General features: G+C 66.0%; 12 protein-coding genes. 7 read left to right on the top strand and 5 right to left on the bottom strand.

Annotated elements, in window-relative coordinates; all coding sequences use genetic code 11:
• Positions 1 to 2: 2 nt before the first annotated feature.
• Complete coding sequence (locus tag OEG79_RS00830) at positions 3 to 740, bottom strand: substrate-binding periplasmic protein (protein ID WP_264147013.1); 738 nt, start codon at positions 738 to 740, stop codon at positions 3 to 5.
• Positions 741 to 931: 191 nt separating this feature from the next.
• On the opposite strand from OEG79_RS00830, the gene OEG79_RS00825 reads away from it, so the two are divergent.
• The gene (locus OEG79_RS00825; RefSeq protein WP_264147012.1) at positions 932 to 2062 is read left to right on the top strand and encodes a PilT/PilU family type 4a pilus ATPase; all 1131 of its coding nucleotides are present in this window, start codon (positions 932 to 934) and stop codon (positions 2060 to 2062) included.
• Positions 2063 to 2147: 85 nt separating this feature from the next.
• A complete protein-coding gene (locus OEG79_RS00820; protein WP_264148763.1) occupies positions 2148 to 3788 on the top strand; it encodes a Na/Pi cotransporter family protein in 1641 nt (546 codons plus the stop codon).
• Position 3789: 1 nt separating this feature from the next.
• On the opposite strand, the gene OEG79_RS00815 is transcribed toward OEG79_RS00820, so the two are convergent.
• The 3 genes from OEG79_RS00815 to OEG79_RS00805 all read right to left on the bottom strand — a co-directional run bounded on the left by OEG79_RS00815 (position 3790) and on the right by OEG79_RS00805 (position 9073).
• Positions 3790 to 5298 carry an NCS2 family permease gene (locus OEG79_RS00815; RefSeq protein WP_264147011.1) on the bottom strand — a complete coding sequence of 503 codons (1509 nt, stop codon included), beginning with the start codon at positions 5296 to 5298 and terminating at the stop codon, positions 3790 to 3792.
• A 117-nt stretch (positions 5299 to 5415) separates the two neighbouring features.
• Positions 5416 to 7974, bottom strand: a complete 2559-nt coding sequence (locus tag OEG79_RS00810; protein ID WP_264147010.1) for a TRAP transporter permease — start codon at positions 7972 to 7974, stop codon at positions 5416 to 5418.
• A 127-nt stretch (positions 7975 to 8101) separates the two neighbouring features.
• Positions 8102 to 9073 (bottom strand): TAXI family TRAP transporter solute-binding subunit, encoded by a 972-nt coding sequence (locus OEG79_RS00805; protein ID WP_264147009.1) that lies wholly within the window; start codon positions 9071 to 9073, stop codon positions 8102 to 8104.
• A gap of 168 nt (positions 9074 to 9241) precedes the next feature.
• On the opposite strand from OEG79_RS00805, the gene OEG79_RS00800 reads away from it, so the two are divergent.
• From OEG79_RS00800 to OEG79_RS00780, 5 genes are all read left to right on the top strand, one after another.
• Positions 9242 to 10270: an AraC family transcriptional regulator gene (locus OEG79_RS00800; RefSeq protein ID WP_264147008.1), complete on the top strand. Its 1029-nt coding sequence runs from the start codon at positions 9242 to 9244 to the stop codon at positions 10268 to 10270.
• A gap of 112 nt (positions 10271 to 10382) precedes the next feature.
• Positions 10383 to 10700, top strand: coding sequence for a hypothetical protein (locus tag OEG79_RS00795; protein ID WP_264147007.1), 318 nt, complete (start codon positions 10383 to 10385; stop codon positions 10698 to 10700).
• A gap of 144 nt (positions 10701 to 10844) precedes the next feature.
• A complete protein-coding gene (locus tag OEG79_RS00790; protein WP_264147006.1) occupies positions 10845 to 13085 on the top strand; it encodes a putative bifunctional diguanylate cyclase/phosphodiesterase in 2241 nt (746 codons plus the stop codon).
• Positions 13086 to 13200: 115 nt separating this feature from the next.
• Positions 13201 to 14202, top strand: coding sequence for an LLM class flavin-dependent oxidoreductase (locus OEG79_RS00785; protein WP_264147005.1), 1002 nt, complete (start codon positions 13201 to 13203; stop codon positions 14200 to 14202).
• Positions 14203 to 14285: 83 nt separating this feature from the next.
• Positions 14286 to 14711, top strand: coding sequence for an OsmC family protein (locus OEG79_RS00780; protein WP_264147004.1), 426 nt, complete (start codon positions 14286 to 14288; stop codon positions 14709 to 14711).
• A 54-nt stretch (positions 14712 to 14765) separates the two neighbouring features.
• Here OEG79_RS00780 and OEG79_RS00775 read toward each other — a convergent pair whose 3' ends face one another.
• A complete protein-coding gene (locus OEG79_RS00775) occupies positions 14766 to 15188 on the bottom strand; it encodes a hypothetical protein (RefSeq protein WP_264147003.1) in 423 nt (140 codons plus the stop codon).
• Positions 15189 to 15256 lie beyond the last annotated feature (68 nt).

Genomic DNA, 15256 nt, shown 5'->3' with positions numbered 1-15256 from the left:
CGCTACTCCACGTAGCGCTCGATCAGCCGCTGATAGTCACCGCGCGCCTTGAGCGCCTCGAGACCGCGATTGAAGCGCTCGATCAGTTCCGCCGCGCGCGGATGCTGTCGCGGCACGATGAAGTGCAGCGTATTGCCGCGAAACGCAGTCTGCGAACGATGAAATGCGCTCGGCTCGGCGCCAGTGGAACGCAGGGCGCTGTTGCCCAGTTGCAGATCGGCAATGAACAGATCGTCACGCTGCAACAGCAATAGCTGCGCGCACTCGCGCAGCCCCAGCGGAGAATGACGGACCAGTATGCCGTCGTCGATCAGCTGCTGGACCATAGTCGCAGGCTGCCAGCCCAGCGGATGACAGAGCCGGCGGCCAGCCTTGACCGTCAGATCAGCGACTTCGAGGGCGTCTTCCGCGCGGCTGAAGAGGTACTGCTCGGCCTGGTAGATGGGGGCCGAATAGAGAAACTCCGCCTCACGCTCGGCCGAGCGGACGTAAGGAAAGGTGGCATCGTACTCGCCGAGCCTGGTTTTCAGGTAACCACGGTTCCAGGGCAGCCAGTCCAGCGTCATCGCCATGCCCTGCTCCGCCAGCGCCGCACGCACCACCTGGGTAAGCATGCCCTGACCGGGCAGGGCGGTACCGGTGAAGGGCGCATAATCGTCGCCGGTGGCCAGGTGCAGCACTTCGGCGCGCACCGAGACACACAGCAGCAAGCCCAGCAGAGCGACTCCCCAAAGTCCCACCTTCAATCTCCCTTCACTGGCTTGCAAACGCCTTCGCGTCCCTGAACATTGACTCTTGTCCCCCCGAGCGAGGCTGTCCAGTGCGATAGAGCAAAGGGGCGACCATTTGCCCCGATCTCTTGATGCGAGACAACAGCATTGGCTAGACGCCAGCTATTCTTGCGACATCACGAACCACCTGCGGCAAGCCGATGAACGACACCAGTGCCAACGACCAGCCAGATGTTTTCCCCTACCTGCAGCTGATGCACCAACATGCCGGCTCGGATCTGTTCTTCAGCGTCGGCGCACCGCCGCACATGAAGGTCGAAGGCCATAGCCAGCCGGTCGGCCAGCGCATCATGAAAGCCGGGGAAGTGCAGCAACTGGCCTATCAGCTGATGACCCAGAAGCAGATCGCCGAATTCGAACGCGACCTGGAGATGAACCTGGCCGTCAGCCTGCAGGGTGCCGGCCGTTATCGGGTCAACGTCTACTACCAGCGTGGCGAAGTGGCCATGGTGGTACGCCTGATCAAGAGTGAGATCCCCAGCTTCGAGGCACTTGGGCTACCCAGGCTGCTGGAGAAACTGGCCATGCAGGACCGCGGGCTGATCCTGGTCACCGGCGCGGCCGGCTCGGGCAAGTCCACCACGCTGGCGGCGATGCTGGATTTCCGCAATCGCCACAAGAGCGGGCATATCGTCTGCATCGAAGACCCCATCGAGTTTCTCCACAGCCATCAGCGCTCGATCATCGACCAGCGCGAGGTCGGCCTCGACACCCACAGTTTCGACGACGCCCTGCGCAACGTGCTGCGCGAGGCGCCGGACGTGATCATGCTCGGCGAGATCCGCGACGCCCCGACCATGCAGCATGCCCTGCACTATGCCGAAACCGGCCATCTGTGCGTCGCCACCCTGCATGCCACAAGCAGCAGCCACGCCATCGAACGTATCGCCCGCTTCTTCCCCGACGACGCCCGCAAGCAGGTGCTGGCCGACGTCGCGCACAACCTGCTCGCGGTGGTCGGCCAGCGCCTGGTGCCCGGCATCGAACAGAAGCGCGTGGCGGCGGTGGAGCTGATGCTGGGCACGCCCTATATCCGCGACCTGATCCAGCGGGATGAACTGGAGGAGCTGCGCGAGGCCACTGCGCGGGCTTCCGAACAGGGCCTGCAGACCTTCGATCAACACCTGTTCGCCCTGCTCGAAGCCGGACGCATCACTCTGGCCGAAGCGCTCAAGTTCGCCGACTCGCGTACCGACCTCAGCCTCAAGTTCAAGCTCGAGCGAGGTTTCTCCGCCGATGAAGCCGAACTCAAGGTGCTGCGCGACGGCTAACTGGATTTCTGAACGGTTTCGGCCGATGCTCACCCATCAGGCCGAACCATAACGTCCAATCGGCCGTCTTTCAGGGGGCCGATCCATTCTGACCCTGCTGCATTTGCTGTCAGCCATTGCCCTGTTGGTCTGGGGCACACACATCGTACGTACCGGCATCCTGCGCGTGTTCGGATCACAACTGCGCAAGGTGCTCAGCCACAACATCGGCCGTCGGCCGCTGGCTTTCGTCGCCGGCATCGGCGTCACGGCCCTGGTGCAGAGCAGCAACGCCACCGCTCTGCTGGTCACTTCCTTCGTCGCCCAGGGGCTGATGGCGCTGGCGCCAGGCCTGGCGATCATGCTCGGTGCCGACGTCGGTACCGCGCTGATGGCGCGCGTGCTTACCCTCGACCTGAGCTGGCTGAGCCCGCTGCTGATCTTTCTCGGGGTGATCTTCTTTCTTTCGCGGCGCCAGACCCGCGCCGGCCAGCTCGGCCGCGTGGCCATCGGCCTCGGGCTGATGCTGCTGGCGCTGGAGCTGATCGTCGCCGCCGCCACGCCGATCACCGAGGCGCGCGGCATTCGCGTGCTGTTCGCATCCTTGACTGGCGACCTGCTGCTCGACGCCCTGGTCGGCGCGCTGTTCGCCCTGCTCACCTACTCCAGCCTGGCGGCGGTGCTGCTCACCGCGACCCTGGCCGGCGCCGGGCTGATCAGCCTGCCGGTGGCCATCGGCCTGGTGATCGGCGCCAACATCGGCAGCGGCCTGCTGGCCTTTCTCACCAGCAGCCTGCAGAACCCGGCCGGGCGCCGCGTGGCGCTGGGCAGCCTGATCTACAAGCTGATCGGCCTGCTGCTGGTGCTGCCCGTGCTGCAGCCGCTGGCCGACTGGCTGGACAGCCTGCACTGGCGGCCGGCGGAGCTGGTGATCTTCTTCCACCTGCTCTACAACAGCCTGCGCGCCGTGCTGATGCTGCCCAGCGTCGGCTTGATGGCGCGCTTCTGCAACTGGCTGCTGCCGGACCGCGCCGACGACGCCGGCATCGCCCGCCCGCGCCACCTGGACCCGACGGCCCTGGCCACGCCCAGCCTGGCGCTGGCCAACGCGGTGCGCGAAACCCTGCGCGTGGGCGACAAGATCGAGGCGATGCTCGGCCGTCTGCTACCGGCGCTGGCACAGAACCAGCCGGCCTTGAACAAGGAGCTGCGCAGCCTCAATGACGATGTCGCCAGCCTGTGCCACGCGGTCAAGCTGTACCTCGCGCAGATCCCGCGTGAGGCGCTGAGCGACCACGAGAGCCGGCGCTGGGCGGAGATTCTCGAACTGGCGGTGAACCTGGAGCAGGCCGGCGAGCTGATCGAGCGCATGCTCGGCAAGATCCAGAACGAGAAGACCGCGCAACGCCGGGCCTTCTCCGAGAAGGGACTGGAGGAACTGAGCAGCCTGCATGGACAGCTGACGGCCAACCTGCGCCTGGGGCTAAACGTGTTCCTCAGCGCCGACCACGCCAGCGCCAGCCAGCTGCTGCGCGAGAAGCGCCGCTTCCGCGCCCAGGAGCGGCGCCTGGCCCATGCGCATATCGGCCGCCTGCAGCGCCAGGTGGTGCAGAGCATCGAGACCAGCTCCCTGCACCTGGAGCTGATCGCCGACATGAAGCGGCTCAACTCGCTGCTCTGCGCCAGCGCCTACGTGGTGCTGGAGGACGGCGAGACCGGCGCCCTCAAGCTCGACGGCGGCGAGTGACTCAGTCCGCGCCGCCCAGGCGCTGCGGCGCGGCCGGCGCCACGCCGCGCCAGGCATACCAGGCGAAGAACAGCGCCATCAGCAGATAGCCGTGGACGAAGTCCGGCGCCGCGTACCAGGCCAGCTTCGGTGCGTGCATCAGGCCGACGAAGGCCATGCCGGCCGCCACCAGGGCGAAGACGGTGGCCTGGCGGAACTGCCGGTCGATCACCGCCACGCACATGGCCCCGAGCAGGATGGCGCTGAACATGGCGCCCTGCCCCAGCGCGCCGATGGCGCTGGAAATGCCCTCGACCACCTCGGCGGCGCCGCGGTTGAAACGGGTCATCAGGTAGTTGGCGAAGTACGGCAGCATCGCCAGCGCCACCGCCGGGTAGTAGCGCGCGTGGTTGCTGTTGAACGCCGTGGCGATCATCGACATGCCGACGAACACCAGAATCGGCGCCACCACCGACACCGGGATCAGTGCGGCGATGAAGGCGATCAGGCCGAACATGGTCGCCAGGCCGTATACCGCGCCGTTGAGCAGGCTGTAGCCGCGCCCGGCGCCCATCCACTTCGAGCCCACGGTGGCGATATACACGGTGGTCGGGAACACTCCGCCGAACACGGCGCCGAGCACCGTGCCGAAGCCATCCACCGCCTGGCACTCACCGACATTGTAGCGGTCGCCGACCGCGCTCATGGCCTCGACGTTGTTGATCGTCTCGATGGCGTTGTACAGGGTGATCGGCAGGATCACCGTCACCAGCGCCAGCAGGCTGGTGAACAGCAGGCCCATGCCCTCGAACCAGGCCAGGTTCGGCAGCAGCGGATAGAAACCCAGGTGGGTGAAGGCATCGCTGAACTTGCTGTCGTCGGTGGCGCCGATCATGTAGGCCATGGCGGTGCCGATGACGATGGCGAACAGCGAGGCCGGCAGGCGAAACGGCATGCTCACCCGCGCCACCAGGCCGACGATGGTGATGGCCAGCACCAGCAGGCCGATCATCGGGATCTCCAGCGCCTTGAACAGCATCTCGCCGGCGATGAAGGTCAGCGCCACGCCGGCCACCGCGCCAAGCAACGCCGGGCGCGGCAGGTGGCGCTGCATCCAGCCGCCGAACAGGCCGCAGGCCGCTTCGATCAGGCCACTGATGAAGCAGGCGGCCACCGCCACCTTCCAGGCCATCTCGGCGTCGCCGGTGAGGTTCTTCGCCGGCAGCAGCACGCCGAACAGGAAGACGAACATCACCGGCGTGCTGATGCCGTAGGACAGCGCGGTGACATCCGCGCGGTTCTCCTTGCGCGCCAGGCGCGCGGCGCTCCAGGCGTAGTAGAAGTTGCCGACCATCACCGCCACCGCCGCGCCGGGCAGCACCTGGCCGAACACGATCTCGGCGGGAAAGCCCATGCCGAGCATGCTGATGGCGATGATCACGAAGTTGGCGATGTTGTTCTGGAACAGGGCGAAAAAGGCGTCGGTGTCTTCCTTCTTGTACCAGGGGTAATGCACGCGCGGCGTCGACATGCTGGCTGAGTCCTTGTTGTTGTCTGAACGGTCAGGCCGGCGAGTCTAGCAACCCGCCGCCAGGGCATAAACGAACAAGGCAGCCGAAGCTGCCTTGTCGTCGCTTGCCAGCGTGCGCTAGGCGCCTTGCGCCGCCTGGCGGCGGCGCTGCAGCAGCACGATCAGGCCGAACAGCGCCAGGCCCGGAAGCCACATCAGCTCCTTCAGCCAGCGGTCGGTCGGTGCCCGCACGCTGAGGATCTGCTGGTCGAACTCCAGGCCGGCGTCGGCAGCCAGGCTGCCGAAGGTGACGCTGTCGACCAGTACCCTGTCGCCCTCTTCGTAGAGGTTCAGGCCAAGCTTCTCCAGGCGCTCCTCGCCCGAGGCGCCGGCCGGCACCGGCAGCAGCACGGTGAACTCGCGCGGATCGCCCACGGCGTTTTCGCCGAGGATGCGCAGGCGCAGCGAGCTGCCATCTTCCACGCCATCGAGCGCCTGCGCCATCTCGGCCGGCGCCACCTCCTGGTAGGGATCGTGCAGCATGTCCATCCAGAAGCCCGGACGGAACAGGGTGAAGGCCACCAGCAGCAGCAGCAGGCTCTCGTACCAGCGGCTGCGCACCAGGAAGAAGCCCTGGGTGCCGGCGGCGAAGATCAGCATCGCCACCGTCGCCACGATGAAGATGAGCACGCCATGCCAGAAGTCGACATCGATCAGCAGCAGGTCGGTGTTGAAGATGAACAAAAACGGCAGCGCGGCGGTACGCAGGCTGTAGAAGAACGCCACGATACCGGTCTTGATCGGGTCGCCCTTGGACACCGCCGCCGCGGCGAACGAGGCCAGCCCCACCGGCGGCGTCACGTCGGCCATGATGCCGAAGTAGAAGACGAACAGATGCACCGCGATCAGCGGCACGATCAACCCGCTCTGCTGCCCCAGCGCCACCACCACCGGCGCCAGCAGGCTGGACACCACGATGTAGTTGGCGGTGGTCGGCAGGCCCATGCCGAGAATCAGGCTGAACACCGCCACCAGCACCAACATCAGCAGCAGGTTGCCCATCGACAGCAGCTCGACCAGATCGGCCAGCACCAGGCCCACGCCGGTCTGCGACACCGCGCCGACGATGATGCCCGCCGCCGCCGTGGCGATACCGATGCCGATCATGTTGCGCGCACCGGCGATCAGGCCTTCGCGCAGGTCGATCACGCCGTCGATGAAAGTGCCATGGTCATGGCTGCCATCGTGGCGCATCCAGCTCAGCAACGGGCGCTGGGTGAGCAGGATGATGATCAGCATCACGCTGCCCCAGAAGGCCGACAGGCCGGGAGACAGGCGCTCGATCATCAGGCACCAGACCAGCACCACCACCGGCAGCAGGAAGTGCAGGCCGGACAGCAGCACGGCGCGGGTCTGCGGCAATTCCTCCAGCGGCGCATTGGGGTCTTCCGGCGGCAGTACCGGCACGCTGGCGGCCACCTTGAGCAGGCCCAGGTAGACCACGGCGAGGATCGCGCCGATCCCCGGCAGGGCATACTCGCCGAGCGCCGGCTTGAGCCAGCCGAGGCCGTAGTACACCGCCAGCGACAGGCCGCTGATCAGCGCCGCACCGAAGGCGAAGCCGGTCAGGCGGCGTAGCCAGGGCTTGGGCTGGTGGCCGCCGATGGGCTGCATGCCGAGCTTGAGCGCCTCCAGGTGCACGATGTAGAGCAGCGCGATGTAGGAAATCGCGGCGGGCAGGAAGGCGTGCTTGATGATCTCGACATAGGGCATGCCGATGTACTCGACCATCAGGAAGGCCGCAGCCCCCATCACCGGCGGCATGATCTGGCCGTTGACCGAGGCCGCCACCTCCACCGCGCCGGCCTTCTCCGAGGAGAAGCCGGTGCGCTTCATCATCGGAATGGTGAAGGTGCCGGTGGTGACCACGTTGGCGATCGACGAGCCGGAGATCATCCCGGTCAGGCCGGAGGCCAGCACCGCCGCCTTGGCCGGGCCACCGCGGAAGTGACCGAGCAGGCTGAACGCCAGCTGGATGAAGTAGTGCCCGGCGCCGGCCCGCTCGAGCAGCGCGCCGAACAGTACGAAGAGGAACACGAAGCTGGTGGAAACCCCCAGGGCGATACCGAACACGCCTTCGGTGGTGATCCACTGATGGTTGGCCAGCGCGTTGAAGCTGACCCCACGGTGCGCCAATATCCCCGGCATATAGGGGCCGGCCAGGCTGTAGACGAGAAACATCAGGGCGATGATCGCCAACGGCGGGCCGAGCGCGCGACGCGTGGCCTCCAGCAGCAGCGGGATGCCGATGCAGGCGGTGACCAGGTCACCCGTGGTCAGGCTGCCGGGGCGCAGCGCCAGTTGCTGGTAGAAGATGAACAGATAGGCGGCAGTGGCGGCAGCCACCAGACCGAGGCCGATATCCAGCAGCGGCACGTGGTCGCGCGGAGACTTCTTGAACGCCGGGTAGGCGAGAAAGGCCAGCAGCAGGGCGAACGCCAGGTGAATGGCGCGGGTCTGGGTATCGTTGAATACGCCAACGCCGAAGATGAACGGCAGTGGCGAGGCGATCCACAGCTGGAACAGCGACCAGAGCAGGGCAAGGCCGGTGATCACCTGGGCCATGGCGCCGACGGGCAGGCGCGCGCCGACATCCTGGGCGATCAGTTCCTCGGTGGAAAGTTGCTTGTCATGCATGGGGCGAACCTGCATTCGAGTAATCGGAAAACGGCAAAACCCGCAGACCTGCGCCTGCGGGTTTGTCTAACACTAGAAGCGAATCGAGCGATGCGCCTGGCGACGGTCGGCCGCCAGGGCCCGAGGCTTACAGCCAGCCGCGTTCCTTGTAGTAACGCTCGGCGCCCTCGTGCAGCGGGGCAGTCAGGCCGACCTTGATCATGTCGGCTTCCTTCAGGTCGGCAAACGCCGGGTGCAGGCGCTTGAAGCGCTCGATGTTGTCGAACACCGACTTGACCAGCTGGTAGACCATTTCCGGGTCGGCCTTGGCGCTGGTGGACAGCACGGCCTTGCCGCCGATGGACGGGGTCGGCTGGTCGTTGCCCTTGTACAGGCCGCCAGGGATGTCGGCCTTGGTGTAGTAGCTCTTCTCGGCCAGCAGCTGGTCGATCTCGGCGCCGGTCACCGGCACCAGAACGGCGTCGACGGTGGTGGTGGCTTCCTGGATCGCGCCGTTGGGATGACCGACGAAGTAGGTCATGGCGTCGATGTTGTTGTCGCTCAGCGCGCTGGCCTGCTCGGCCGGTTTCAGCTCGGCGGCCAGGGCGAAGGCGGAACGATTCCAGCCCTTGACGGCCATGATCTCTTCCAGGGTGTCGCGCTGACCAGAACCCGGGTTGCCGATGTTGACGCGCTTGCCCTTGAGATCGTCGAAGCCGCTGATATTGGCGCTGCGGCGGGCGAGGATGGTGAACACTTCGCTCTGCAGCGAGAACACCGCGCGGATATCGCTCATCGCACCTTCGGCTTCGAACGGCGCGGCGCCGTTGAGGGCCTTGAACTGGTGGTCGGACTGCATGATGCCGAAGTTGAATTCGCCGCTGCGAATGCCATTCACGTTGGCCACGCCGCCGCCGCTGGCCGGGGCGTTGCACTTGATGCCGTGCTCGGCCGAGCCGCGGTTGAGGAAGCGGCAGATGGACTGACCGGCCACGTAATAGACGCCGGTCTGGCCGCCGGTGCCGATGGTCACGAATTTTTCTTCGGCCTGTGCCATGCCACTCAGGGCAGTGCCCGCGAGCGCGGCGGACAGGACCCATGCCAAGGATTTGCCTTTCATGGGATATCTCCTTTTTCTGTTGTTTGAGCGAGCGCGCCTTGTGAGCGACGTCCGGGTGGGAGTCTAACCGCTCAGGGCGAATATGCACGCCTTGTTGACCGATCGGTCGTAACGGCTTGTGTGAGGCGCGGGCTATCGCCCATACCCGACATTGGGCAAAATCGACGAATGTCCAACGCCTCTCACGAATCCGCACAGGCCTCGGTCAGCGCCAGCCTGACCCAGGCGGTGCTGCATGCTGCCACTCGTCTCGACCTCGATCGCCAGGCCCTGCTGAACGCCTGCGGGCTGCGTGACGAACAGCTGGCCGACCCCGATGCGCGCATTCCCTTCGCGGCTCAGGAGGCCTTGTGGCACGAGCTGGATGCACGCCTGCAGCATCCGGAGCCCGGCCTGCTCCTCGGCCGCAATCTGACCCCCGGCCCCTTCAGCGTACTCAGCTACCTGCTGCAGAGCAGTGCCACGCTGAAGGATGCACTGAACGCCGCGCTGCGCTACCAGCGCCTTGGCGGCGAAGGCGGCGAACTCCAGGTGGAAGAGCGTGACGACCGCCTGGCGGTGCTGTATCGCCCGCTGCATCCCCAGCATCCGGCAACACGCATCCGCGTACTGGCGATGATGGCCTGCTGGGTGCAGATGACCGCCCCTCTGGTGAACGGCTTCCACCTGCTCGGCGCGCAGTTCCGTCATGCGCAACCGGCCGATCTTGCGCCCTATCAGGAGGTGTTCGCCTGCCCGCTGCAGTTCGCCAGCGACGAATACGCCATCGTCCTGCCGCGTGCGCTGTGCCAGCTGCCGCTGATCCAGGCCAACCCGCCGTTGCAGCAACTGCTGCGCCAGCATGCCGAAACCCTGCTCGCCCGCCTGCCCAGTGCCAGCCTCAGCGCCCGGGTCATCGGCCTGCTCGGCGAACAGCTGGCACATGGCGAACCGGATCGCGCCGAACTGGCGCGAGCGCTCAACCTCAGCGAACGCACCCTGCAGCGACGCCTGGCCGAGGAGGACAGCAGTTACCAGCAACTGCTGACCGACACGCGCCGGCAACTGGCCGAACAGCACCTGCGTGATGGACGCCTGCCCGCGGCGGAAATCGCCCTGCTGCTCGGCTACTCCGAACCCAGCGTGTTCTTCCGCGCCTTCCGCCAGTGGACGGGCCTGACTCCGGGCGAATACCGCGCCCGACAGGACGCAAGCTAGTCGTATCGGTCATCTGACGATGGCTGACTGCGGCCCGGACTGATCCCGGTCAATAAATCACCAGCGGTCGCGCACTAGCATTGATGGCCTTTTGACACATAGCGCGATCGTCATGCCTCGTACCCACCTGCTGCTAAGCCTGCCGGACCCGGCGTCCAGCCGGCAGATCGCCCATCTGCTGCGCCAGCAGGCACCTCATTGCCAGGTCATCGACAGCCTCGACAGCTGCCAGCAGCAACCGCTGTGTCGCTGGCTGCAGCGTTTGCCGCAGGGCAGCCTCGGTGATGTGCAAAGCAGTCTTGACGACGCCATCGAGGTTCTGGAACGCACCCGGCACGCCTTCAAGTCGGGGCAACTGGCCGAGCTGCGCAAGCGCCTGAGCCAGCTGCGTGAGGAGTTGTCCGCGCTGGGGCAATGCGGTAAAAGCTAAACGCAGTAGGTTCCGCCCCTTGCGGAGACCGGCTTTGCCGGGCAGGACACAGGGCCTGCAAGACAGAGCGCCGCTGGCCGCCTTCCTTCGAGGAAGCGCGGCCAGCGGCGCTTTTTTTTGCGCTGAATAAAGCACGAGATCGAAATGGGCAACGAACAAGAATTCCAGGACCTGCTCCAACACATCGCTCCAGATCTGGAAGAGCTGCGCCAGCGCCTGCGCTTTCTCGACTGGAGCCAGGCCGACCACGAGCGCCTGGCGCAGTGCGCACAGCGAGTCGAACACGCCAACCAGCACTTCGTCGACACCCTCTATCAGGAACTGGCCGATTACCCGACACCTGCGGCCATTCTCGGCAACAGGGCCGTCATCGAACGCCTCAAGCAGCGCCAGACCGGCTATTACCACAGCCTCTGGCACAGCCCGCTGGACGAGGCCTACGTGCTGGAACGGCTGCGTATCGGCTGGGTCCACCAGCGGGTGGGAGTCGACCTGAAGTGGTATCTCGGTGCCTATCGCCTGTATCTGGACCGTCTGCTCGGTGAACTGCTCGGCTCCTCGGCGGCCAGCGACTGTTTCTCCAGCCTGATCAAGAAGATGTTCTTCGACATCGGCCTGGCTCTGGACAGCTACGGCGCCGCCCAGCGCAAGGCGTTACAGGACAGCGAGGCACGCTATGCACGGGCCATGCGCGGTGCCAACGACGGGCTCTGGGAGTGGCAGCTGGAGCAGGATCAGCTGTACCTCTCCGAGCGCTGGATCCGCATGCTCGACCTCGACCGTGACAGTCTTTCGCCCACCAGCCAGAGCTGGTTCAGCCGCGTCCACAGTGACGACCTGCCCGGCCTGCGCCAGGCCATCGACAACCACCTGCAGGGGCTCACGCCCTTTCTCAACCACGAATACCGCATCCGCCGCCGCGACGGCAGCTACCTCTGGGTGCTGGTACGCGGTGTCGCCGATACCTGCAGCAGCGGCCTGCGACGCATGGCCGGCTCGCAGAGCGACATCAGCCAGCGTCGCGCCGCCGAAGAGCAACTGCACCATGCCGCGCGCCACGATCCGCTGACCGGCCTGGCCAACCGCGCACGCCTCGGCGAGCTGCTGCAGCAGGCCGTGCAGCGCCGGCAGCGCCCGGGGGCACGCGAGTCTGCCCTGCTGTTCATCGACCTCGATCGCTTCAAGCTGATCAACGACAGCCTCGGCCACCAGACCGGCGACCGCGTGCTGGTGGAGGTGGCCGAGCGCCTGCGTCACTGCCTGCGCCCGGGAGATCACCTGGTGCGCTTCGGCGGCGACGAGTTCGTCGCGCTGCTCGACGACCTGGCCTGCATGAGCGACGCCGAACGGGTCGCCCAACGCATGCTCGACAGCCTGCACATGCCGCTGCGGCTGCCGGAGCAGACCTTGTCGGTCAGCGCCAGCATCGGCATTGCCGGCTTGCAGGAGAGCGACCAGCCACTCGATCCGTTGCAGGCCGCCGACCTGGCCCTGTACCGCGCCAAGAGTGCGGGCAAGGCGCAGTTCGCCCGCTACAGCAATGAACTGCAGCAGCAGGCGCAACGCCAGCTGGAACTGCAAAGCGCCCTGGCCCAGGCCAACGCCCGCGGCGAACTGCGCCTGGTGTACCAGCCGATCTGCCAGCTGGAGGACAATCAGCCACGCCTGATAGGGGTGGAGGCCTTGCTGCGCTGGCACCATCAGGGGCGCGAGATATCGCCGCTGGAGTTCATCCCGTGCCTGGAGGAGTCCGGTGAGATCCTTGCCGTCGGTGACTGGGTCCTGCAGCAGGCCTGCAGCCAGGTGCGCGCCTGGCAACTGGGCGGGCAGCCGCACCTGCGCTGCTCGGTCAACCTGTCCAGCCGACAGTTGCAGCAGAGCGACTTCGCCGCGCGGGTCGCCGACATCCTCCAGCACAGCGGTTTGCCGCCATCGAGCCTGGTGCTGGAAATCACCGAAAGCCAGCTGATGGCCGACAGCGCCCAGAACCTGGCCTGCCTGCGCGAGCTGGCCAGCCTCGGCATCCAGCTGGCACTCGACGACTTCGGTACGGGTTACTCGTCGCTTGGCTACCTCAAGCGCTTTCCATTGCACATCATCAAGGTGGACAAGAGCTTCATCACCAGCGCTCCGCAGGACAGCGAGTCGCTGGCCATCAGCCGGGCGATCATCGGCCTTGGCCACAGCCTGGGCCTGGCAGTGGTGGCCGAAGGCGTGGAGAAACAGGCGCAGCTCGATTTTCTCAACAGCGAAGGCTGTCACTACGCCCAGGGTTACTGGTTCAGCCGGCCGCGCGCTCCGCACGGATTGCAACGCCTGCTCAGCGGCGAGGACTGCTTCGATGGTCTCTGGTGCCAGTTGCGCACGGAAGACGTGCCGGCATGAGGTGCTGCTCGGGCCGGCGAATTATTCGCATCGATGAAGACTATGTCTGCGCATCGCGTGCGTCGCCGCGACCCATGGGGTTAGAGTAGCCGGCCATGCAATGAGGAGACTCCCCATGAGCCGACTGGCCTCCATCAAGCTCTCCACCCTCGACCTGGCGCCGATCCGCGATGACGGCGACGCCGCCCAGGCCCTGCACAATTCGCTGGCACTGGCACGACACGTCGAAAGCCTCGGTTTCGAGCGCTTCTGGGTTGCCGAGCACCACAACATGGACGGCATCGCCAGTTCCGCCACCTCCGTGCTGATCGGCTACCTCGCCGCCGGCACCTCGACGATCCGCCTCGGCGCCGGCGGCGTGATGCTGCCCAACCATGCCCCACTGGTGATCGCCGAACAGTTCGGCACCCTCGCCACCCTTTATCCAGGGCGAATCGAGCTGGGCCTTGGGCGCGCGCCCGGTGCCGACCAGTACACCGCCCACGCCCTGCGCCGCAGCCGCGATGGTAGCGCCGACGACTTCCCCAATGACGTCGAGGAACTGCAGGCCTACCTCGGCCCACGCCAGGAAAACCAGCGGGTGATCGCCATGCCCGGCACCGGCACCAACGTGCCGATCTGGCTGCTCGGCTCCAGCCTGTTCAGCGCACGGCTCGCTGGAATGAAGGGGCTGCCCTACGCCTTCGCCTCGCACTTCGCACCGCGCTATATGCACGAGGCGATCCGCATCTACCGCAATCACTTCCGTCCCTCGGAGGTGCTGGACAAGCCCTATGTGATGCTCGGCGTACCGCTGCTGGCGGCCGACAGCGACGAGCAGGCGCAGTATCTGGCCACCTCGGCGTTCCAGCGCATTCTCGCACTGGTCCGCGGCCAGAGCCTGGTGCAGCGCCCGCCCGTACCCAGCATGGAAGGTCTGTGGCTGCCTCATGAACGCCAGGCCGTCAGCGAGTTTCTCGGCCTGGCCGCCATCGGCGGGCCAGAGACCGTACGCCAGCGTCTCGAGCAGCTGCTGGAACAAACCGAGGCGGACGAACTGATCTTCACCTGCGATCTGTATGACTTCGCCGACCGCCTGCATGCCTTCGACATCCTTGCCGAGTTGCAGCGCAACTGAGGGCGAACTTGTCGGCGTGACAACCCTCTGAATCAGAACAGGCTGCCAGCCCGGCAGCCTCGTTGATTCAATGGGAGACGCATATGAAGAAGACAGCTTCGGCCCACTGGCAGGGCGGCATCAAGGACGGCAAGGGCACCATCTCCACCCAGAGCGGCGTGCTCAAGGACTCCCCTTACGGCTTCAATACCCGCTTCGAGGACAAGCCCGGCACCAACCCCGAAGAGCTGATCGGCGCAGCCCATGCCGGCTGTTTCTCCATGGCCCTGTCCAAGGAGCTGGGCGAGGCCGGAATGACCGCCGAGAGCATCGACACCCAGGCGCAAGTGACTCTGGACAAGGTCGAGGGTGGTTTCGAGATCAGTGCGGTGCATCTGTCGCTGCGGGCGAAGATCCCCGGCGCCGACCGCGCCGCCTTCGAGAAGGCCGTGGAAACCGCCAAGACCGGCTGCCCGGTGTCGAAGGTGCTCAACGCCACGATCACCCTGGAAGCGGTGCTGGAAAACTGAGGCGACGGCTGCGACGCACCCGACATCGCGTGGGGTGCGCCGTGCATTTGGTGCCTAGATGGTCGTCCCGCAGCGCAACACCTCACCCCACACGAGCACGTTTCTCTGCTCGTCATAGAGCCAGGCCTGCGCCTTCATCAGCTGCTGGCGCGCCTCGATGCGATAACGCTGTCCCGCCGCGAAGTCGTCATAACGCAGACGAATCTCGCAGGTCATGCGCAGCGGCTCGCTCATCATGCCCAGCCCCCCGCCGCCGCGCACCTCGAACTGAAAGCGCGTTTGCAGCTCGTGCCGGCCGGGCGTCACCTGAAAGTAGCGGCCATCAGGCCAGCGTTTGCGATCCAGGCGGTCCGCCATCAGCAGGCTATCAGCCGTGGAGTACAGCTCGACCCAGGCCTGCTGCGGGTCAGGCGTGGGCAGGGGCGAAGCGCAGGCCCCGAGCAGCATCAGGGCGGGAGCGAGAAACAGGGCACGCATGGCGGCCTCCGACAGGGATTCGAATACCAGCCTACACCGGCAGGCGGGCAAAACCGAGGCGCAAAAGG

This window comes from Pseudomonas sp. Z8(2022) (assembly GCF_025837155.1).
Taxonomy (GTDB): Bacteria; Pseudomonadota; Gammaproteobacteria; order Pseudomonadales; family Pseudomonadaceae; genus Aquipseudomonas.
This window is presented reverse-complemented; position numbering and strand designations above follow the sequence as displayed.